Source organism: Leptospira paudalimensis (assembly GCF_026151345.1).
Taxonomy (GTDB): domain Bacteria; phylum Spirochaetota; class Leptospiria; order Leptospirales; family Leptospiraceae; genus Leptospira_A; species Leptospira_A paudalimensis.
In genome coordinates this window covers 968,343-990,305 of the sequence record NZ_JAMQPR010000001.1, presented here as the reverse complement: position 1 = coordinate 990,305, position 21,963 = coordinate 968,343, and the positions used below count along the sequence as shown (strand labels likewise).

17 protein-coding genes are annotated in these 21,963 nt (G+C 36.3%); 9 read left to right on the top strand and 8 right to left on the bottom strand.

What is annotated here, in order from left to right:
• Nucleotides 1-148 precede the first annotated feature (148 nt).
• The 3 genes from ND855_RS04475 to ND855_RS04465 are packed head-to-tail and all read left to right on the top strand — an operon-like array spanning nt 149 to nt 6,551.
• Nucleotides 149-1,498, top strand: coding sequence for an adenylate/guanylate cyclase domain-containing protein (locus ND855_RS04475; protein ID WP_265357369.1), 1,350 nt, complete (start codon nt 149-151; stop codon nt 1,496-1,498).
• A 53-nt stretch (nt 1,499-1,551) separates the two neighbouring features.
• Complete coding sequence (locus tag ND855_RS04470) at nt 1,552-3,252, top strand: ABC transporter ATP-binding protein/permease (protein WP_265357368.1); 1,701 nt, start codon at nt 1,552-1,554, stop codon at nt 3,250-3,252.
• The gene (locus tag ND855_RS04465) at nt 3,210-6,551 is read left to right on the top strand and encodes a GH36-type glycosyl hydrolase domain-containing protein (protein WP_265357367.1); all 3,342 of its coding nucleotides are present in this window, start codon (nt 3,210-3,212) and stop codon (nt 6,549-6,551) included. Before ND855_RS04470 ends, ND855_RS04465 begins: the two co-directional genes overlap by 43 nt.
• A 65-nt stretch (nt 6,552-6,616) precedes the next feature.
• On the opposite strand, the gene ND855_RS04460 is transcribed toward ND855_RS04465, so the two are convergent.
• Entirely contained in the window at nt 6,617-6,961 is a 345-nt protein-coding gene (locus tag ND855_RS04460; protein ID WP_012389358.1) for a P-II family nitrogen regulator, read from the bottom strand.
• A 20-nt stretch (nt 6,962-6,981) separates the two neighbouring features.
• Complete coding sequence (locus ND855_RS04455; RefSeq protein WP_265357366.1) at nt 6,982-8,370, bottom strand: ammonium transporter; 1,389 nt, start codon at nt 8,368-8,370, stop codon at nt 6,982-6,984.
• A 291-nt stretch (nt 8,371-8,661) separates the two neighbouring features.
• On the opposite strand from ND855_RS04455, the gene ND855_RS04450 reads away from it, so the two are divergent.
• From ND855_RS04450 to ND855_RS04440, 3 genes are read left to right on the top strand one after another with little or no spacing between them, the layout of a single operon-like run.
• Nucleotides 8,662-10,152 carry a cryptochrome/DNA photolyase family protein gene (locus tag ND855_RS04450; protein ID WP_407658699.1) on the top strand — a complete coding sequence of 497 codons (1,491 nt, stop codon included), beginning with the start codon at nt 8,662-8,664 and terminating at the stop codon, nt 10,150-10,152.
• A complete protein-coding gene (locus ND855_RS04445; protein ID WP_265357365.1) occupies nt 10,149-10,433 on the top strand; it encodes an ATP-dependent Clp protease adaptor ClpS in 285 nt (94 codons plus the stop codon). Before ND855_RS04450 ends, ND855_RS04445 begins: the two co-directional genes overlap by 4 nt.
• Entirely contained in the window at nt 10,430-11,155 is a 726-nt protein-coding gene (locus ND855_RS04440) for a DNA alkylation repair protein (RefSeq protein ID WP_265357364.1), read from the top strand. The genes ND855_RS04445 and ND855_RS04440 overlap by 4 nt, the downstream gene beginning before the upstream one ends.
• Here ND855_RS04440 and ND855_RS04435 read toward each other — a convergent pair.
• Complete coding sequence (locus ND855_RS04435; RefSeq protein ID WP_265357363.1) at nt 11,152-13,206, bottom strand: adenylate/guanylate cyclase domain-containing protein; 2,055 nt, start codon at nt 13,204-13,206, stop codon at nt 11,152-11,154. The genes ND855_RS04440 and ND855_RS04435 overlap by 4 nt on opposite strands.
• A 46-nt stretch (nt 13,207-13,252) precedes the next feature.
• Between ND855_RS04435 and ND855_RS04430 the strand changes: the two genes are divergently transcribed.
• From ND855_RS04430 to ND855_RS04420, 3 genes are all read left to right on the top strand, one after another.
• The gene (locus ND855_RS04430; RefSeq protein ID WP_265357362.1) at nt 13,253-14,572 is read left to right on the top strand and encodes a class I SAM-dependent RNA methyltransferase; all 1,320 of its coding nucleotides are present in this window, start codon (nt 13,253-13,255) and stop codon (nt 14,570-14,572) included.
• 50 nt (nt 14,573-14,622) lie between these two features.
• Nucleotides 14,623-15,750: a SpoIID/LytB domain-containing protein gene (locus tag ND855_RS04425; RefSeq protein ID WP_265357361.1), complete on the top strand. Its 1,128-nt coding sequence runs from the start codon at nt 14,623-14,625 to the stop codon at nt 15,748-15,750.
• A gap of 62 nt (nt 15,751-15,812) precedes the next feature.
• Nucleotides 15,813-16,655, top strand: a complete 843-nt coding sequence (locus ND855_RS04420) for an HDOD domain-containing protein (RefSeq protein ID WP_265357360.1) — start codon at nt 15,813-15,815, stop codon at nt 16,653-16,655.
• 5 nt (nt 16,656-16,660) lie between these two features.
• On the opposite strand, the gene ND855_RS04415 is transcribed toward ND855_RS04420, so the two are convergent.
• The 5 genes from ND855_RS04415 to ND855_RS04395 are packed head-to-tail and all read right to left on the bottom strand — an operon-like array spanning nt 16,661 to nt 21,957.
• Nucleotides 16,661-17,893, bottom strand: a complete 1,233-nt coding sequence (locus tag ND855_RS04415; RefSeq protein WP_265357359.1) for an adenylate/guanylate cyclase domain-containing response regulator — start codon at nt 17,891-17,893, stop codon at nt 16,661-16,663.
• Nucleotides 17,894-17,898: 5 nt separating this feature from the next.
• Nucleotides 17,899-18,720: an NADH-quinone oxidoreductase subunit B family protein gene (locus ND855_RS04410; protein WP_265357358.1), complete on the bottom strand. Its 822-nt coding sequence runs from the start codon at nt 18,718-18,720 to the stop codon at nt 17,899-17,901.
• A complete protein-coding gene (locus tag ND855_RS04405) occupies nt 18,717-20,144 on the bottom strand; it encodes a hydrogenase large subunit (protein WP_265357357.1) in 1,428 nt (475 codons plus the stop codon). Before ND855_RS04405 ends, ND855_RS04410 begins: the two co-directional genes overlap by 4 nt.
• The gene (locus ND855_RS04400; protein WP_265357356.1) at nt 20,141-21,349 is read right to left on the bottom strand and encodes a proton-conducting transporter transmembrane domain-containing protein; all 1,209 of its coding nucleotides are present in this window, start codon (nt 21,347-21,349) and stop codon (nt 20,141-20,143) included. Before ND855_RS04400 ends, ND855_RS04405 begins: the two co-directional genes overlap by 4 nt.
• A complete protein-coding gene (locus ND855_RS04395; protein WP_265357355.1) occupies nt 21,346-21,957 on the bottom strand; it encodes a formate hydrogenase in 612 nt (203 codons plus the stop codon). The genes ND855_RS04400 and ND855_RS04395 overlap by 4 nt, the downstream gene beginning before the upstream one ends.
• Nucleotides 21,958-21,963 lie beyond the last annotated feature (6 nt).

Genomic DNA, 21,963 nt, shown 5'->3' with positions numbered 1-21,963 from the left:
TTTAACTAATGCAATTAGTTTTTTATCAGTTTTCCCAATTTTGGTCTTCGATGGTTTAAATTTTGGCCAAAAACAAGAATTCTTACTTGCTCCAGTTCCAAAATTCCCGTATTTTAAATTCATTCGCCTGATACTTGGATTTAAAAATTTGCAGATCATATTTTACGACAAAGAAACCACCCAATTAAAATCTGAAAAAAAAGGGACAACCATCTTAGAAACTGCACTCAAACATGATTATCCGTTGTATCATTTATGTGGTGGGAACGCAAAGTGTACCACTTGTCGCGTTTATGTTTCGGAAGGAATTTCCAACTTAAGCAACCGAAATGAAAGAGAACAATTACTCGCTGACCGCAAAGGTTGGCCAAGTGAAATTCGATTGGCCTGCCAAACCGAAGTGTTTGGAGACATTGGAGTGCGAAGGATCATTCGTGATAATAAAGATTTAAAAACAGTCACAAGTGAGTCGAAGTCTTCGAAAACTGGAGAAGAATGTTTTGCTGTGATTTTGTTTTTGGACATCAAAGGGTTTACGTCTTTTACAGAATCCAATTTAGCGTATGATGTTGTATTTGTATTGAATCGTTTTTTTCATGAAATGAGTGAACCCATTCTCAACAACGGCGGAGAAATTGATAAATTCATTGGTGATGGAATATTAGCGTTTTTTCAAATCCCAAATGAAACTGGCACCAAACAATCCCAAGCGAAAGAGAACCAAAATCTCAAAACAGAAACAATGAAATCTGCCCTTCGTGCTTGTTTGCGAATGTTTGATCAATTACAGAAATTCAATTTAGAAATGAAAGATCGTTTCAATTTTACATTTGATATTCGATTGGGACTACATGCAGGGAATGTCATCTATGGAGATATTGGTCACTCCGAGTTTAAGAGCCAAACTGTTTTGGGTGATGTAGTGAATGTTGCAAGTAGGCTCGAAGCATTAAATAAAAAAACAAACACCCGTTTTTTGGTATCGGATGTCATTTATGATACGATTGGTAAATCATTGTCCATTGATAAAAAAGTAGTCACAAAACTGAGAGGTAAATCGGATGTGATGAAAGCATACTCCGTTATCGGCTTCAAAGAAAAAGATCCCATCCTGTTCGTCCAACAGTACTTTGATCAGATCAATGCTAAATACCCCAGTTGGATTCATATTTATGAAAACAAAATTGAATCTTTTCGAAACCAAAATGTAAATTTGGGAATTTCGAATTCAACTTATGAAGGAGATTTGATTTCTTTACACCAAGTGATAGAATCGATAGTTGATAAACTGGGCAATCCAAAATCCTTAAAAAAAGAAATATCTAAATTGGAAAACTATTACCTCATGTGTTCAATTCCGAGAGAAAACTTCTCCAAACTTGTTCCTGTATTTTTAACTACGTTGAAAGAAACATCTTCTGAGCTCTGGAATCATGAGATTTCTTTAGTTTTAAAAGAAGTTTGGACCGATATCACTATTCAATTATTAGAATCTTAAAATAAACCTTGCAATCCAATGAATTTTGATTCAAATGAAATCAAAATTCATTCATGCTGACAGAACCTAACAAACCATCCATTACTAAACATTTACTTCGATTCATTTCTCAATTGTTTCAATCAAAACAAGGACCTACAGCAATCCGATATAGTGTATTTTTGCTCTTTCTTGTCATAACATTCAATGGATTCAATGTTCTAAATAGTTTTGTAGGTAGAGATTTTATTTCAGCCTTAGAACAAAAAAAATCGCAGTCTTTTTTTCATTATGCTCTGCTGTATGGAATTGTATTTATCATTTCATCAGGTATTGGGGCCATTTATCGATTTATTGAAGAAAGATTGGGAATATTATGGAGAGAGCAGTTAACTTGGAGATTTACGGAATCATATTTAAGTGAAAAAACTTATCATTCCATACTAAACAAAAAAGGAATCGAAAATCCTGACCAAAGGATCACAGATGATGTAAAAGCCTTCACTACCACTACATTGTCTTTTATCTTACTTTTTTTAGGAGGAGTTTTCTCTGCGGTTTCATTTGCAGGTGTACTATGGAGTATCAATCCAATTTTATTTTTTGTTGCTATACTATATGCAATGATCGGAACCATTTCGACAATTCTTTTAGGTAAGGATTTGATTCGAATCAACTACAACCAACTCGATTTAGAAGCAAACTACAGGTCTGATTTACTTCATATCAAACAACATGCAGAGTCCATTGCCCTAACCCATCGTGAATTACGAATGTCTGTTCGTTTAAAATCAAAATTGAAAAAACTAATAACTAACTTCAAAAAATTAATCTCTGTCAATTTACGATTAAGTCTTTTTACCAATAGTTACAATTATTTCATTCAAATCATACCGATGTTACTGATTGCACCAAGTTATATGCGAGGAGAAATTCAATTTGGAGTGATTACACAAGCAGGGCTTGCATTTACTACATTATTGAATGCATTTTCACTAATCGTCACACAATTCCAATCAATTTCTTCCTTTAGTGCTGTTGTAAAACGATTACAATCATTAGATACAGCAATGGAAGAATCAATTAGAACTGTAAAACAGAAAGAACAAGATAATTTTCACTTAAACGAGATCATTTTTGATCAACTTAGTTTGTATGCAATTGACAGATCCAAATTTCTCATCCAAAACCTGAATCTTAAAATGAAGAGAAAGGAACGTTGGCTCATTACGGCTATTGATGAAAACACAAAACTGATTTTTTTTCGAACTCTAGCGGGGTTAAATAAAGAAGACGAAGGACGAATCTTAAAACCTAATCGTGACGAAGTATTATTTTTACCAGAACAACCTTACCTTCCACCGGGACGGTTACGCAATGTCATTGTTCCCGCAATTTTAGGAAGTACAATTCCTGACTCAAAAGTGATGAAAGAATTAAAATACCATGGTTTAGATACACTTGTCAAACGACTAGGTGGATTGTCGGCACTCAAGGAATGGGACGACGAACTGTCATTAGCTGAAAAATTCAAAATAGCAACAATCAGAATCCAATTTGCAAAACCTAAGTTTGTTGTCATTGACAGACCAACTTCCAGTGTCGGAAAATTCGAAGTTTCAAAAGTATTAAAGAATTTCCATTCTCTTGGGATCACTACCATCATATTAGCAAAAGGGGAAGAAACTGCACTTGAATATGATTACCACTTAAACATTGGTCATTTTGGTAAATGGACATTGAATCCAATGAGTCCATTCTTAAAGGAAAATTGATGTATTTACTCCATAACAAATCTGGACTCAAAATTCAAATTTTATCCAATCTTTCGTTCCATTCTATTTTTTTTAAGAACATATTCATAAATTTGTATTTGGGAAATGAATTAGAAACAAGCATTACCAATCTTACAATCGAATATAAAAAAAATTCTCACAGATTTACTTTACCTTTATTTTCACCGCTAGGCTCTCCCATTATCAAAACTTCAGAAAATTCAATTTCCATCCAACGAAACATTGATGGATTAGAAATCATCACAAATCTTCAATTACACCCAACTCTGAGTTGTTGGAGAGTGCACTCAAAAGTAACTAATGTGATTGATGATACTGTGACTATTGGTTTTGTGAATACATGCGATCTTGGTCTTTGTGATCTTTCTTCTGCAAAACTTAATGAAGCCTTTGTTTCGCAATACATCCACCATGAAGTATTGAATACGAAAGAATTTGGTATTTCCATTCTTTCGAGACAGAATGAAACTGTATTCGGAAAAAATCCAGCATGCCTTACTTTTTCAGACCAAACAATCAACTCTTATGCGACAGATGGGAGGGATATTTTTTACCAAGGTAAATTGTTTCAGTTTCCCAACAGAAGGCTCCAAGGAGAACATTCGGTGGTGGGTCTTAGAACAGAACAGCTGGATCTAAAACCGAACCAATCATTTGGTTGCCATTTTTATTCTTTCCTCTTTGAAAACTTGGAAACCATTGAGCAGTCACCTTCTATCTCCGATACAATCGAACTTTGCCAACATGGTTGGGAGGTAAATGATTCTGAATTAGGGAAAGGAAGTGGAACAAACATTAGTTTGTTCCATCATGGAGAAAGTATAGAGGGTGAACATGTATCAAAGAGTCAATTAAAGGAACTATTTCCGAATCCTTGGCGGAACATTGAATTCAGCCAAGAAGGAAGTTTGCTTTCTTTTTTTACCGAACAATCAAAACATGTGACTCTCAAAGAAAAAGAAATCCATTGCTTAAGACCACAAGGACAAATCCTTCGAACTGGTAATGAGTTTGTACCAAGAGAATCATCTCTTACTGCTACTTGTTATTTTAATGGAATCTTTATTTCCCAACTCACACAAGGTCACACGGGCTTAAACCTTTTGTTATCACGCAAATTAGGAGACTTAGGAACGAGTAACTCCAAAGGACTTCGTATTTTTTGTAAGGTAAATTCTGTTTGGAAAAAATTAGGAAATCCATCCTACCAAACATACCTTCCCGATGTTATAGAATGGGTGTATCTTCTCGAGGAAAATACAATTAGAATCCAAGTGAAATCAAACCTTGATGATTCACTTTCAGTATCATTTTTGCATTCGATTGGTTCTCCATTGGAAGTTTTATTTTCCTTTTCCACGGGACTTGACGGTGAAAACGGAGATTTACCAATACCACCTAACATAAACATCGAGAACGAAGTTATAATCATTACTCCCAATCAAAAGAGTTCCCTGTATGAAAGATTGGATGGAAAAGGATTTCGAATTCATTCTGATCAGATATCTCGATTGTTAGTCTCAGACGATCGATTTTTATTTGAATCGGAAAAGTCACTTGGATTGCCTTATCTCACTATCAAAACAGAGATCCATTCCGAACTTAAGTTTCAAATATACGGAGAATTGGATGATGCGATAGAAGCTAAAAAGTCTTATATTCCAAAAAAAGATAATGGGATCGAACACCAATCCCTACTGAATTCAGCAATGACACTCAACAATGTAAAACTTTTAGAGATGATTGATATATTACCTTGGTTCAAACAAAATGCTGAAATTCATTTTTTAAACCCAAGAGGATTGGAACAATTTTCAGGAGGAGGATGGGGAACAAGAGATGTATGCCAAGGGACTTTTGAATTCCTATTATCATCTGGAAATTTTTCAGCCATACGTGAATTACTCATCCATGTATTCAGTGAACAAAATGAAGACGGAGATTGGCCACAATGGTTTATGTTATATGCAAGGGACAAACATATAAGAGCCAATGATTCCCATGGGGACATACTCTATTGGCCTATCATTTGCATTTTAACCTATTTAGAAAGAAGTAATGACAGGTCCTTATTAGATGAATTTACGACAAACCCAACAAGATCTTCAAAACGTAGTATTTTAAACGGAATTGAAATCACATTACTCGAAATCAAAAATCGGTTCATCCAGTATACAATTTTACCTAAATATGGAAATGGTGATTGGAATGATTCGATGCAACCAAAAGTACCATCGTTTCAATGCCAAGCTGTGAGCACATGGACTGCGGAACTACAATCCCTACTCTTTCAAAAACTAATCTGGTATTATGATTGGATCGGAAATGAAACCAAAAAATCAGAATACCAAACCTTATTTCATACTCTAACAAAACAGATCCATTCTGAATGTATGGAAGATCATACCATTGCTGGACTTGTTCAATTTCCCCCAAATGAAAAAAAAGTTTTCTTCTTACATCCAAAAGACAACATAACCAAAATTGAATACAGTATCCTCCCCATGACTTATGGAATTCTTTCTAATGTTTTCACATTGGAGGAAGCAGAATATCATTTAGAAATCATCAAACAACACTTAACTGGACCTGATGGAGTTCGTTTATTCAATAAGCCAGTACTATACCAAAAAGGGAAGTCTACCTTTTTTAAGCGGGCAGAGACAGCCAGTTACTTTGGAAGGGAAATTGGACTCATGTACACACATGCACACCTGCGGTATTGTGAAGCCTTGGCTTATATGGGCAAATCAAATGAATTTTTCACACAATTGAATCTAACAAACCCAATCGGTATCACAAAACGCATACCCCAAAGTCGATTGCGTCAATCTAATTGTTATTACTCGAGTTCGGATGTATGTTTTTTGGATAGAGAAGATGCAGAAAAAAATTACGAAATGTTATGGAAAGGAGATATCCCACTCGAAGGAGGTTGGCGGGTTTATTCCAGTGGTCCAGGAATTTTTTTAAAATTATTTTATGAGTCGCTACTTGGGATCCAATGTTTCCATGATGGTATTATTTTTGATCCGATGATGCTAAGTGATTTCAATGGTCTCCAATTCAACTTTGTACGATTTGATACAAAATTCGAAATCACTTACGAGATTAAGTCAGATGAGGGAAGCATCAACTCCATTCATTACAATGGTGTCAACATTCCTTTGGAACGATTATCAAACCCATATCGCCTAGGTGGATTCAAAGTAAATTTAGGATTGATTCTAAAGAACAAAAAAGAAGGAACAAATACCTTTCTAATACGAATTAAATAAAAAAAACGTATGAGTGAATCTTTCACACCCATACGTTTTCCGATTTATCCTTTTAGTAAGGAATGTTAAATGGCGTTTTTGCCTTTTTCGCCAGTTCTGATTCGAATCACTTCTTCTAATGGAGTGATAAAAATCTTACCGTCACCAATTTTTCCGTCACCACTTTTAGCTGCCTTTAAGATAGCGTCTACAGTTGGTTTTACGAATTCATCATTTACAGCAATTTCCAATCTTACTTTTCGAAGGAGGTTCACTGTATATTCATGGCCACGGAAAACTTCAGTTTTTCCTTTTTGTTGTCCATAACCTTGAACGTCAGATACTGTTAAACGATAGATTTCGTTTTTCGTTAACTCTGCTTTAACTTCTTCCAACTTATGTGGTTGGATGATTGCAATGATCATTTTCATAATGTTTAACTCCTATTTCCTTACCCACGAACTCGGATATTAAAATCTGGGTAAGCTTCTGCTCCGTGTTCCCCAAGATCCAATCCACTCAATTCTTCTTCTTCACTCACTCGGATTCCACCAGCTAGTTTTAACACAAACCAAAGGACAAGAGATACAACAAAAGTGAATCCACCAATTGCCAATATTCCATAAAGTTGAGTTACGATTGAAGGAACTTCTACTCCAGCAGGGGCACCTTCGTAACCAAAGATTGCAACCGCTAAAGTTCCCCAAATACCACAAACTAAGTGAACAGAAGTTGCTCCAACAGGATCATCAATCTTCATTTTATCAAAAAATAACACTGATAATACGACTAACACACCAGAAACTGCACCGATAATTGCAGCAGATGTAGGGCTAACAATCGCACATGGAGCAGTAATACCCACAAGACCCGCAAGTGTTCCGTTTAGAATCATACCAAGGTCTGGTTTTTTTAAGATGATCCAAGCAGTGACGGTTGAAGCTAGTGCACCAAGTGCAGCAGAGATGTTCGTTGTCACAATGACATGAGACATTACACTACCATCACCAACTCCCATCGTTGAACCAGGGTTAAATCCAAACCATCCTAGCCATAGGATTAGAGTTCCTAAAGCAGCAGAAGTCATGTTGTGACCAAGGATTGGTTTGATACGTCCATCTGGTAAGAATTTTCCTTTTCTTGCACCAAGAACAATGGCTCCTGCAAGGGCAGCCCAACCACCTACAGAGTGTACGACGGTGGAACCAGCAAAATCATGGAAACCAAGTCCAGATAACCAACCACCACCCCAAACCCAATGGCCTGTGAAAGGATACATCACGGCAACAAGGATAAAAGAGAATATTAAAAAGGAATGAAACTTAATTCGTTCGGCAACTGCTCCCGATACAATGGTAGCTGCAGTGGCTGCGAAAACGAGTTGGAAGAAAAATTTTGCAAGAAGGGGAACTCCCGTCCAATTCATGGAAGAGTAAACACCTTTGTATTCATCTCCTATGGCAGGAGAGTTATCAAGACCACCTAGGAAAAATAATCCATCTGTTGCATAAAATGGAGTTCCATCACCAAACATGAGTCCCCATCCAATGGCCCAATAAGAGAAAGTTGCCGCTGCAAAAACGATAAAGTTTTTTGCTAAGATGTTCACTGTGTTTTTTGATTGTGCAAAACCTGATTCAACGAGAGCAAAACCAGCATTCATAAAGAACACCAACATACCTGCAACTAATACCCATAATGTGTCTAGTCCTACAGTTAATGTTTGGATTGCTTTTGCGGTTTCTTCTGCTGGGTTCACGACGGTTGCAGCTTCATCTGCAAAAAGGAACATCGGAACTACCAGGAGAAGGAAGGCGATTGATTTGAAATATTGTTTCATATTGCCATGTATCCTTTCCATGTTATTTGCTGAAGAAGGATGCAAGATTGGTACCCGATGAGAAAAATCGATTCAAATTGTCCAAAAAAAATCAAGTGGTGCCTAAAAACCCTCCAATATGCCTTAAAATCCAATCTGACCATTTAGGAGAGGAAACCAATTTCTCTAGAACTCTTACTCAATCTGATATTTTCAAAAACAGAATGATTAAATTATAAGCAATCCGCCTTATGAAATAAGATCTGCCCAAAAAAACCATTACAAGCTGACTCCATTCCCCCTCTAATAGGAGTGAATTCTGAACGTATCCGTATCTGTAACGACAAACCGATTCGTAACCAAAAAACCTATGTCCTCTATTGGATGCAAGCCTACAGACGATTTGATGCCAACCATGCCTTCGAACATGCAGTAAAACTTACTCGTGAGTTGGGTAAAGAACTCATTGTATATGAAGGCCTACGTATGGATTATCCGTGGAATTCAGAACGAATTCACAAATTCATCTTGGAAGGTATGTTTGAGAACCAAACAAGAGCAGACGAACTCGGAATCAACTATTGGCCCTTTGTCGAAACTCCACAAAATTTAGGAAAAGGTTTACTCAAGGAGATATGCGAGAACGCATGTGTGATCGTCACTGATGACTTTCCATGTTTTATCATACCAGAACAAACAGCAAAGTTAGCACAAAAGATAGACTGCCAATTACTTTCGGTAGATGGAAATTCGATCATCCCCTTCTCTCGGTTTCAAAAACCAGCAAGTGCAGCAAGAATCCTTCGTTTATGGATCCATAAAGAATTGAACTCCAATTTTCCGTCTCCCAGTAAACCCATTTGGAAAAATGAAGACCTAACAAATACCAGAGGGAAAACAAAACCAAATCAAAAAATTGGGCTTCCAAAATCCATCGAATCTATCATAAAAACAATTCCTTTCCAAAACCAAGTCTCTCCCGTGAAAGATGTGAAAGGTGGTCGAAAGGAAGCCTTGCGATTGTTAGATGTGTTTATCAAAAAGAAGTTGGATCTGTATCTTACAAAACGATCAGAACCAAATCGACCCGAACAAACTGCAACCAGTGGACTTTCCCCATATTTACACTTTGGTTGGATTGGTCTGGAAGAAATTTTTTATGCAGTGTTAAAACATGGTTCTAATGGAAAATGGAATCCGGAACGATTGAGTCATACAAAACCAGGTGACAGGGAAAATTTTTATTCTCCATCCGTTGCCACCAATCATTTTTTAGATGAACTGGTCACTTGGCGTGACATTGGTTATCTATTTTTCTGGAAAGACAAACCTAACAACATCACACTCAACCATTTGCCAGATTGGGTGAAAGAAAATTTCAAAAAACACAATAAAGATCACAAGGAATACATTTATACATTAGAACAATTTGAATCTGCAAAAACCCATGATGAAATTTGGAATTCTGCACAAACTGAACTGGTCCAAACTGGCAGAATGCACAACTATATGCGTATGTTATGGGGGAAAAAAGTCATTGAATGGTCCAAGACTTATGAAGAAGCATTTACGATCTTAGAACATCTCAATAATAAATATGCTTACGATGGTAGGAATCCAAATTCATACACAGGAATTTTATGGTGTTTTGGACTTTTTGATAGACCATGGTTTCCCGAACGAAATGTATTTGGAAATGTGCGTTTTATGTCTTCCGATTCAACAAAAAAGAAGTTTAAATTGAATTCCTATATGGAGTATATTGGTGAACTGAGTGGAAAATCCAACTCACTCTTCCCATGACAGAGCCGATCCAACCGATATTTGAAGAGAAAACCAATTTAAAAAGTGAATCTGTTTACGATTATTTTGTTATTTTATTCAATGATTCCATCCATGAGTTTTCGTATGTTGAAGACTGTTTGATGAAAATATGTTTCAAAACAAAACGAGATGCCAAAAAAATTGCAATGGAAGCTCATTCGAAAGGTAAAGCCATTTGTTTCCAAGGGAGTATGGAAGAATGTGAAACAGTTGCTGAAAATATGACAAACGCGAATCTCACTGTGAGTTTTGGTGTATGAAAGAGTTAAAAGAAATTTTTTTAGAGGAATTATACAAACAAAAAGATTCAGATAAGGCTAAATTTTTCCCTCGGTTTTTTAAGACAGGACCAGGAGAATATGGCGAAGGTGACCAATTCCTTGGTATTACTGTACCCAAACAAAGATTAGTTGCCAAAAAATATTCAAAAAACCTTAGCTTAGATGATTTACAAACCCTGATTGTTTCTCCTTACCACGAAGTACGTCTCACAACCCTACTCATCCTCATTCAAAAATACCAAACCAAAAAAATAACAGAAATGGAAAAAGATAAAATAGTCAATTTTTATCTAAAAAATACAAAGTACATCAATAACTGGGACTTGGTGGATGTAAGTGCCGATAAAATCATAGGTGATTATTATTTTGATAAAAATAATGTGACAATTCACAAACTTAGGAACTCGAAAGATTTATGGGAAAATCGAATCGCAATACTCAGTACGTTCCATTGGATCAGAAAAGGAAAATTTGAAGAAACACTATCGTTATGTGAACATTTTTTAAATCACAATCACGATCTCATCCATAAAGCAACGGGGTGGATGTTACGCGAAATCGGCAAACGAGACATACAAACTCTTCGAATGTTTCTCAAAAATCATGCAACAAAAATGCCTCGTACGATGCTTCGTTATGCCATCGAAAAACTAACCACTTCTGAAAGGAAAAAGTGGTTAGAACTAAAAAAAGAAAACTAATCTCTAGGAAGTACTTTTGTTACAAAGTAAACCTTTACAGGTTCTGATTTCCCTTTTAAGTTTAACTCTTTAGTATCTTCAAATTCGATGTATTTTTCTCCGCCAGCAGCAAGGAAAGCAGCTTCCGATACGGCGACTTTTCCTGGTATTCCATGACTTTCCAGTCTTGCTGCCGTATTCACTGCATCACCGATGACAGTATAATCCATTCTTTTGACTGATCCAATGTTACCGACAATCGCTTCCCCAAAATTCACACCAATACGTAATCGGAAAGTTCCTGGTTCTAAACCTAATTGTTCATTGATCTCAACCATTTTCTTTTGCATGTCCACTGCACAAGCGATTGCATGATAAGCATCGAGGTCCGTTTGTTTGGGTGCTCCCCAAAATGCCATAATGGCATCTCCAATGAATTTATCTAAAGTAGCTGAATAATGAAATATCAAATCCGATAAGGACTCAAATATTGTATTTAAATGGCTTAAAACGACTCCTGGCGGATTTTTTTCAGCAAATGTTGTAAAACCAACTATATCTGAAAACAAAGTTGCAATGTCTTTCTCTTCGCCACCTAACTTAATATTGTCTGCTACAATCGTTTCCATCACTGCTGGTGAAAAATAGCGGGACAACCTTTCTTTTTCTTCCTTTTGTTTTTCCACCATCTTACGTGAATCAATCATGTTTTTCACAATGGACAATGCAACTGAGATGGTGAAGGCAGCAAATGCATAATCCTTCACAAATGTATGGCTTGGGTACCATTCCCATTGCATTTCCACAAAAATATCATTTAACATGAGCATTATGAATGCAAAAAAACCAAATGATACCGTTCCCATCGAAGGAACTTTTCTCCCGAGGAACAGAATGTAAAACAAAGCTCCTCCGAGAAGAATTGTAAAGAAACTCCAATAAAAAAAGTATTTAGATAAAAAAAGTAAATTGGGAGATAATAGAACTACAATTGCGGATACAATGCCAGCACCATCAATGTATCTGTTTGTCAACTTAATCCAACCACTCCGAACATGAGCAAATCGTACGATAAAATTAAATAAAAAATGGACAAGTGCAATCCAAGTAACATACTCCAATTTTTTAATCCAAAAACCATCACTCAAAATTGAATATATGATTTGGCTCTGGAACAATGTATTCAGTGCCATAAACAAAGAACCTAATGAGAAGTATATGGTTGCATTTTCTTCATTTCGGAATAAAAATTGCCAATATAAATAGAAACATCCAAGTAAAATAGTCAATACGATGACAAATATTTTCTTAAAATCATTCCAATACTCAGCTCGTTCTGAATACTTATAAGAAGATATATAAAATTTATCATGGGATAAACCTGGACTCAACGGGTATTTTGCATACACTCTGACGGCAAGTACGTTCGGTTCATCAATCTTTAATAAATGGAACGGAATTCGATAAAATCTAATTTTATCACTATAAAGAGATTTATCATCTAATTGAACATTGGTATCAGTATCGAGAAGTAATCCAGTACCACCAATGTACTTACCATTCCAATACACTGCATCTGCTTGGCTAATTTGCCCAAGCCTTAAGCTTAAATTTCTTGATTTGAATTTATTTTGGATGTCACTACTCGTGATAATGATCTCAGTCCGATACCAACCATAACCTTTGTATTTCTCCATATAATCAAAAAAACTGGGGAAATACAATTCGCCATCACCATCGGTCACCTTGTCCCAACCGGTTTGAATTTGAAATCCAGATATCCATCCTGTCCGAACCGATTCATCTAAGTTTGGTTGTGCATACGAAAAAACATGTGCTTTGATTTCACCTTCGTCCTCATCCAAATACAAATCATCCTCTGTGTTTTCCGTCACTCGAGGTGAATCACCTGGTTTGAAAGTCCATTTATGAATTTCCTTTCCGAAGGAAGATTCAGATCTTAAATCTAAGATTTGATTTGTGAGTAATACTTGTCCCGAAACTTGCGAAAAGGAAAAAAGAAGAATGAAAGGAAGAACAAATGTGGAAAAGAGTCTTTTCGAAAAAACCATGTCAGAAATCGTATTCAAAAGAAAAGGAACTGGCAAGTAGAAAACATTGGACAAGGTCAAAGTAGAAGGACTCAATTCCGACTTTTCGGGAATCGTTACTGCACCTAACGGAAAAAAGGTGGACATTTTTTTTGTCCATCCAGGTGACGAACTCGTAGTTGAATATGTCAAAAGACGACCACGCCAGAGATCCTTAAAAATCCATGAAATCATACGAAACCACAACTGGGATTTGGTGCAATGCGATGTGTTTGGCAATTGTGGTGGTTGTACAGGCCAACACATACCATACGAAACCCAATTGGACTTAAAATTCCAACCAATCTTACAATTATTCCAAAAAGATTTAGGAATTTCCTTAAAGCCAGTCCCTCAAACAGAAACGTATTCCTACCGCTCGCGGATGGATTTTTCTGTATTTCCAGGTCCAATCATTGGCCAAAGGCAACGTGGGAATTTTAGAAAGGTTGTGCCCATCAAACATTGTTCCATCCAATCAGCTTGGGCGAACCAAGCATTAGCGGATGTACAATCTGTTCTCGACCAAATGCCAGAAGTCATATGGGACAGAAAATCAGAAGTTGGAGGATTAAAATACCTAACCATTCGTAAGGCGCAAAATACCGAGGATGGAATTCTCATTTTTACATTCACTGAAGGTTACGAAGCAAATCCCAAAATGGAATCCTTTCGAAACTTATGCCTTTCCCAATTGTTACAACCTTCACTGCTATTTTGTTACAACCGTCCCAAATCAGAAGTTTCGGCAGTGGGCCGACCTGAAATTTTACGAGGAAAAGATAGTTTTACCGAAATGGTCCTTGGCCATCGATTTGAAGTTCCATTTGATTCTTTTTTCCAACCAAACCCAAATGGATTTTTACCTATTTTAAATTTCATAAAGGAAAGAATGGCGAAGGATCAGTCAACGTTGATTGATTTGTTTTGTGGGAATGGTTTCTTTTCTTTGTTATACGGTGAACATTTCCAACATGTTGATGGTTACGAACTCACAGAATCTTCGATCGTAACTGCTTCTCAATTATTCAAAGAAACCTACCCTACAAAATCTCATTCCTTCCAAGTGGCCAATTTATTTCTTTCTACAGACGGACTCAAAAAACAAGAAAATGCAAGTTTGATTCTAGACCCGCCAAGAGCCGGTGCTGGAAAACTAGTGAACCATTGGATCCGGGACTTCGGACCTGAATTTGTATTCTATGTCTCTTGTAATCCTTATTCACAAAAAGATGATGTGACTTTATTTTTGTCGGCTTATGACTATGTAGATGGAATTTTGATCGATCCTTATCCGCATACACCGCATACGGAATCCGTCCTTTTCTTTCGCAGAAAACACCAATAAAATCCCTTTATCGATTTTCTCTTTCTTCCGAAAATAATAGGGAGGGAACTATGAAACAACGGACTGCGATTTTATTTTTTTGCATCGTCATTTTAGGACAAATCGGATGTGCGAGTGTTATGGTAACAAACTGGGCACCAGATGAATCCAACTTCAAATCGAGACCAGTAAGAGTTCTCCTTGGTTATGCGAGTGATGAAGAAATTTTTAAATCCTCAGGTGAAATCATAGTTAAAGATGCAAACGATCTCACTATTAAAAAAGCATATGATTTTTTATCCTTAAATCCAACAGCGATCAAAGCGCCTATATCCATTCAAAGTAATTCAGAGTGGGTGGATTACAAAGGTGCGAGTTACCGTGGCAGTATTTTACTAAAGCCCATTGATGGAAAAGTTCTCATCATCAATATTGTTCCAGTAGAATTATATTTACTATCGGTTGTACCTTCTGAAGTGAGTGCTTCTTGGCCCAAAGAAGCTTTAAAAGCACAAGCCATTTGTGCGAGAACGTATGTTGTAAAAGAAATGTTAAATCGAAAAAAACAAGAGTATGATGTCGACACATCAACGAATACTCAAGTTTACAAAGGTAAAAACAAAGAACATAAAAATACATCCGAAGCTGTATTTGAAACGGAAGGCCTGATCCTCATTCACAAAGGACAACCTATCCAAAGTTTTTTCCATTCGAATGCTGGCGGTTACACGGAAGATCCAGCAAATGTATGGGGGAATTCTGTTGAATATTTAAAACCAGTTCCATCTGAATATGATAAGGATGGAGATCAATATTCATGGGAAGAAAAATGGAAAACTGATTATGTTAATAACAGCTTACGTGACTTAGGTGTTGGTGATATCCAAGATATCATTGTTGCCAATCGATTTCCAACGTCTCGTGTGAATGAATTAGAAATTATAGGAACATCTGGAACCAAAAGAATCAAAGCTACTGAATTTCGAAAAAAAATCGGTGCGACAAAACTAAAGTCTACTCGGTTTGGAATTCGAAAAGAAGAGTCGGGTGATTTTTATGTGAAAGGATTAGGTTCTGGTCATGGTGTGGGAATGTCTCAATGGGGAAGTTTTGCAATGGCAAAAAGTCAGTTCAACCACAAAGAAATTTTACAACACTATTTCAAAGGAATTGAATTCGCAAGAATCGTTGCCAGATAAAGCTTAGATTTTGGTTTCCATCGTCAGAAGATTTTAAATTCTGACTTTAGGTCCCAAAACTTATGGCAACACTGGAAGAATACTTATCCCAAATTAAAGATCTGACGATTGTTCCGCCAGTCTTACTTTCCGTACTTTCCCTAGACGATGATAATGAACTTTCCTTTGGTGAGTTAGAGAAAAAAGTCCAATCCGACCAAGTCCTTGTCGCAAGGCTTTTAAAATTAGCCAATTCTCCTTTTTTCTCCCGCGGAAATCCTGTTGCCAATATGAAACAGGTCATCACTCGTCTCGGTTTTAAAACCGTTCGCAGTATGGTGGCGATGTCGATGACAGATTCTCTTTTTAGCCAGGGGAATTATAAAAAATTCCGTGATGAAGTTTGGGATCATTCCGTTGCAAAAGGAATTTTTGCTCAAATCCTCTGCGAAGAAAAAAAATTCAAAAAAGAAGCCGAACTTGCCATTACATGTGGACTTATGCAAGATTTGGGTCGTATTGTTTTGAATACAATAGATCGCAAAAAATATGTAGAAGTGTTAACAGAATTCCAAACATCTGATGTAAGTCTCATCACGTTGGAAAAAAAAGCATATGGTGTGGATTCATATGAAATGGGAAGTGCAGCAGCCAAACTTTGGAAAATGCCTTCGATCATCATCTCCTCCATTGAAGATTTAGCAAAACCAATTGCAGAACAAACCTCCCTCGGTCAAATCATTGGTTTTGCAGGTGTGATTGCCAAACTAACATGCCATGGAAAACAAGAACCAGATACAATTCAAAAATTTGAAGAATACCGAAGTGTTTTGGGTTTAGAAATTGAAGATATGAAAGTGTATGTAACAACCAAGGATGAAAAACTGAAAACAAACGAATTGTATCAGTTTTGTAGCACCCTATAAAACCATTAATTTGGTTTTACACTTAATATTCTGTGTAAACCTTCTTTTCCTTTAATTTTTACAGGTTCTAATTCTTCATATCGGTATTTTTTAGAATACTCTTCTGGTAGATGGTTATATAAACCTTCTGATACATAAACATGCATTGGCTTAGCCATGGACTCCAATCGGCTTGCCATGTTCACTGTATCCCCTACTGCTGTATAAGAAAGTTTTTGAAACGAACCCACGTTTCCTACAATCACATTCCCTGACGCCACACCGATTCCAATCTGCGGAGTGAAACCATAAATCTGATTCCATTTGGGTTGCCACAATTCAAATACTTGCAACATTTCTAATGCACAATCGAGAGCGTTTTGTCTATGATCTTCTTGAAAAACCGGTGCTCCAAACAAACACATGATGGAATCGCCTATGTATTTATCGATCATCCCACCATATCCCAAAATCACTTCTGTCATAGCAGTGAAATATTCATTCAAAAAGGAAATCACATGTTCAGGTTTCATTTTTTCAGATAAGGATGTATAACCACGAATATCAGAAAACAATACAGAAACTTCTTGTTCCTTTCCTTTTTGATCTAATGATAATGTATTATTCATTAAACTTTCAACAATGATAGGATCAACGTACATCCCAAATACGTTTTGCATTTTCTTTTTTTCAAACTCTAAGTTTAACTTTTCTTCATATTCTTTCTCAAGTTCTTTTTTAAACTTTTTAACCATCGTATTCAAATCTTGAATCTCTGATTGGTTCATTCCATATAGATCTTGGAAACGTTTCAAACTATCATCCATTTGGATGGATACTACTTTTTTACGATAAATCTCCCGGAACAAATTACGGAATCGATGTTCTAAAATATTTTTCTTTAACCTACGTTTGCTGAAGTATTCATTGATACCTAATTGAAACGCAAGGATTGGCAGTTGTTTTCCTTCGGCCTTGGTAAACACAACCACTGGAAGTTCGGAAGGACCAGCCATATCCATTATTTTTTCTAAGATAGATTCTGAAGATTCCTCTAATTCAGGAAATTGAATTTCAGTGATGAGAAGGTCATATTGAACTTTTTTAATTTCCTCGGCTCCATTCTCAAAAACAGATCGCCACGTCAAATCAATGTATTCACCAAACCACTCCACGAGTAATTGCGAAATGGTATCGTATGATTTTTTCTGTGGTTCTAAAACCAACACTCTGACAATTTCTTCTTTTTCTAATTCCACGCGCCTTATTTTTCACTCTCTAAAAATTTGTGAAGCGCCTCTTGGAATTGGAAGGAAAATCTTCCTAATAACAAACGAAAGGCTTGTAAAATGACATCTGGTCTTGGGGGATCTCCTGAAATAAAAAGGTCTGGTTCTTTTGGTAACTTCCCTTGCGGGAAAAGACCTCCACTGACTGCTTCTGTCCCACAGGCAACCAACGCTTTTGGTTCACTGATAACATCCCATGCAGTTTGCAACGGAGCCGCCATATTTTCGGAGACTGGTCCGGAATATACAATGGCGTCAGCATGTTTGGGACTGGCAACACATCGAATCCCTTCTCTTTCGGAATCAAACACGGAATTGTAAGAGGCATTCAGTTCCGATTCGACTGTATTGTTTCCACCGGCGGCAACTTCTCTGTACAAAAACCCACGGTTTTGTGTTAAGGCGCGGAATCGTTTTTGGTTTTCAGTGAGTGTAAATTTTGCTTGGTTGGATAACTCCAATTTTCCATTTTTGTAGGTTGTATAAAATTCCTCTCGGTGTAAAACGAAAGTGTATATAAATCCCGAATTACGAAGTTTTCCTTCCGGGCAAATTTCTACGCAAAGCCCACATTGCAGGCATTTTCCATAATCCATTGTCAGTAGGTCTCCGCCATTCCTTTGGATCACATTTGTTGGACAAAGGGTTTCACATTCCTTACAGCTTCCACATCCGTTTACCATTTCCTTCGTGGGAATTGGTATGCCTCTTTGATTCGGGTGTACATAGGAAGTTTTCTCGAAATTGAGAACATTTTTTTTAGTGAAAAAATTCTTTAATTCAAATAAAAAACTCATAAGTCAAATCCAACATAACTAAGATTAAATGATTTATTATTTAATGGGAAATCGCTTACTTGTTCTCCTCGAACTGCTAACTCAAGTGCATGCCAGTTTAAAACTGAAGGATCGCGAATATAAGAATTAATTACAAAACCATTTTCATCGATGTTTAGGGCAACTAACAAAGGTCCTCTCCATGCTTCCACTGAAGAATAATAAATTCCAGATTGTAATTTTTTTTCTTTTAGTTCCTTCGGTATTTTATTCTCTTTTGATTTCCAAATCAAATCCCAATCTAGTTCCTCTACTTTTTCCTCCATCCAACGTAACGACTGTTCAATCTCAGCATATCGAAGGTACATCCGAGCCCAAACATCACCATTATAATGATGGTGTTCTTCCTTTATAGGAAGTGGTTTCCAATCGGGGTAATCGGGATGATTGATCCGTAGGTCTTCCACTACTCCTGCCATTCGAGAAACCATTCCAACAAACCCGTTTTTTTGAACATCGGATTCCGAAATAAACCCACAACCTTGCATCCTCTCCTTGAGAGTAGAAATGGAGAGAGCTCTTAGAATCTGAGGACGAATTCTAGATTGATAAACTTTTTTTAATTGGTAAAAAGCTTCTTTAGCCTGTTTGGCGTTAATTCGATGATTGAGTAAGAGTTTACCAGGACGAACTACTGATTTCCCAAACCGGTGCCCTGTCCAAGTTTCCATAAGTCCAAGTGCAGCCCCCCTATCAGTAACACAAACACCATATAACGGGTAATAGCCGATATCTTCCGATATTCCACCTAAATCCCCAATGTGAACGGCAATTCTTTCCAACTCAACGAGCAAAGATCGGAATAAACGAATGTCTTTTGTTACTACAATATTATGAATATCTTCATATATTTTTGAAAATGCTAATGCATAACCAACACTTGTATCACCAGATATCATTTCTGAATATGGCAAAACCTGTTCCATAGATTTACCAACTAAAAAATCTCGTATACTTCGTTTTTGATAACCAAGGCGAATTGTTAGATGACGAATCACTTCACCCTCTACAACAAATCGAAAATGACCTGGTTCGATGATACCTGCGTGAATGGGACCAACAGCATGTGAATAATGATCAATTGAGAAAGGTACAGACAAACCGTGGTAAGCTAAATCGCGTATCACACCCGATTTTTGGTGTAAAGATAAAATTTTCCCTCTCTGGTCGGACAAATAATCCTCTTCCTTTAAATCAGAATAGTCTTCATGTCCCATGTCTTGTCCAAAAGAATGCCTCACCAACCAAATCGGATATTGATCATCCAATAAAAAATCAATTGTACTTTTTTTGGATTTTTCCTCTTCCATAACTATACTTTGATTCTCTTGAATGAATTGAAAATACGAACCGTTAAAATGAGTAATGCCTGTAATTTTCATCATATATAATTCGCCATCAAATAATACATGCCAAAAGCACCAACAGAGATGGTGAATAGCAAACTAATCCAAAAAAAATAAAATCGCAATCGTACTGTTCCTAATACTTCAAAATTAAAATCTCGATTCTGTAGCCTTACCATAGGTAATACTTTATTCAATGAAACAAAAAAGAAAACGGATCCCAAAATCGGGAATATAAATAAGTAAAATTGTTTTTTCATGATTGCAATCTCTATGATTTTCAAATCCAAAACAAAAACCGGAGAAAGAGGAAAAACAAATGCAATCAACAATGCCAATAAATAAACATACAATGCTTTATGGCTTAACGTGGTTCCCTTCAGGATCTGAGATATATTACGTTTCCCAGCATCCATTCTTAATATTCCCATAGATAAAAAGACAAGAAGTTTAACCAAAACAGTTGTAGTGAGTAAAAAGTAAAAAACTTCATCAGATACATCCAACCATAAAAATAGAGTTAACATTCCTGTATGGAAAAGTGCAACTTTAGCCGAAATACGTCGAATATCATCACGAGATACTAACATTAAAGTTGAATATAAAATCGTTAATATACCAATGAATAATAATCCATTGGAAGCATTGATTAAATGTAGATTTAATTCATTTTCCAATTTAATCAAAGGTCGAATTGCAAGAACTACACTAACAGGGACAAATGAAGCGATCAATGAAGAAATTTGGCTAGGGCTTTCTGCATAAGTATCACCAACCCAAAAGTGATTTGGCACCAAACCCAACTTCCCGCTATACCCATAAATCGTTAAGAGTATGCCTGTTTCAATAAGTAGACCAGATTGACCTTCTAACCCTTGTTTAAGGGAAGAAAAATCCAAGTTTTGTAAGGGAGTGGATGCGAAAAGTAGTATCACGATACCTAAAAAGGCTAAACCAAGTGCATAGGAATTAATTAATAAAAATTTCCATCCAACATGGAAGGATCGTTCTGTTCCACTTGAAGAAATTAATAACGCCCCAAATAAAGTTGAAGCTTCAATTAAAATCCATTTTAGTACTATGTTATCAGTAAACCAAGAATAAAACAATACGGTAAAAAAACAAATTTTGAGTAAACTCCACAACCAAATCCTTGTTTGTCCTTTCGTTGGAGCAAAAATTGAAATTAAAAATATAACTACAAAGGTAAAAATTCCGGATACATAAAAAACGATCTCCATCATAACTTTCTTTCCTTTACATGCATATGAGGTGAAAGCTGCAATATTCCTCCAGAAACTATTACTAGTATAGCATCCAAAAAGGATCCAAATTCCAAACCAAACGGTAATCCCTTATCCAAAACCATAGTTAGAACAAAAATCCCATTTTCAAAAACACAAAAACCAGCAATTAAAGCCAACCAATTCCGCCTAACAACAAAACACAATATACCAACATATACTAATAAAATTACATAAATTAATGCGATTTTATGAACTGGTATCGACAATAGAGGGACACCATCCGTAATTTTAACGGCAAGAACCAATCCTAATACCATAAATAAGAGAGTTGCTAAATAACCAAATCGCGGAGTAGTACTCTCATTCATTTTTGATTTATTCGCAGTCCAATTTAGAATCCATGGAGTTAATAGTCCCTTAAAAAGTACAACCAACAAAATTAGTGAAATGGCATGTTGCCAATCACCTTCATGAGTTTGGATCACAGGAAAGATCAACAAAAAACCTTGAAGACTTAAAAACAAAATAATCCGACTTAATCGATTTTCAACTAAGACAACAATACCAGACAAGAGTAATAATAAATAAACAAAATCGTATATCATTGATTT

Excerpts from the sequence above, each read along its gene's own strand:
- ND855_RS04470 (WP_265357368.1), top strand. The coding sequence starts at position 1,552 with ATGCTGACAGAACCTAACAAACCATCCATTACTAAACATTTACTTCGA.
- ND855_RS04465 (WP_265357367.1), top strand. The coding sequence starts at position 3,210 with ATGGACATTGAATCCAATGAGTCCATTCTTAAAGGAAAATTGATGTAT.
- ND855_RS04460 (WP_012389358.1), bottom strand. The coding sequence starts at position 6,961 with ATGAAAATGATCATTGCAATCATCCAACCACATAAGTTGGAAGAAGTT.
- ND855_RS04455 (WP_265357366.1), bottom strand. The coding sequence starts at position 8,370 with ATGAAACAATATTTCAAATCAATCGCCTTCCTTCTCCTGGTAGTTCCG.
- ND855_RS04445 (WP_265357365.1), top strand. The coding sequence starts at position 10,149 with ATGACAGAGCCGATCCAACCGATATTTGAAGAGAAAACCAATTTAAAA.
- ND855_RS04440 (WP_265357364.1), top strand. The coding sequence starts at position 10,430 with ATGAAAGAGTTAAAAGAAATTTTTTTAGAGGAATTATACAAACAAAAA.
- ND855_RS04435 (WP_265357363.1), bottom strand. The coding sequence starts at position 13,206 with ATGGTTTTTTCGAAAAGACTCTTTTCCACATTTGTTCTTCCTTTCATT.
- ND855_RS04425 (WP_265357361.1), top strand. The coding sequence starts at position 14,623 with ATGAAACAACGGACTGCGATTTTATTTTTTTGCATCGTCATTTTAGGA.
- ND855_RS04420 (WP_265357360.1), top strand. The coding sequence starts at position 15,813 with ATGGCAACACTGGAAGAATACTTATCCCAAATTAAAGATCTGACGATT.
- ND855_RS04410 (WP_265357358.1), bottom strand. The coding sequence starts at position 18,720 with ATGAGTTTTTTATTTGAATTAAAGAATTTTTTCACTAAAAAAAATGTT.
- ND855_RS04405 (WP_265357357.1), bottom strand. The coding sequence starts at position 20,144 with ATGATGAAAATTACAGGCATTACTCATTTTAACGGTTCGTATTTTCAA.
- ND855_RS04400 (WP_265357356.1), bottom strand. The coding sequence starts at position 21,349 with ATGATGGAGATCGTTTTTTATGTATCCGGAATTTTTACCTTTGTAGTT.
- ND855_RS04395 (WP_265357355.1), bottom strand. The coding sequence starts at position 21,957 with ATGATATACGATTTTGTTTATTTATTATTACTCTTGTCTGGTATTGTT.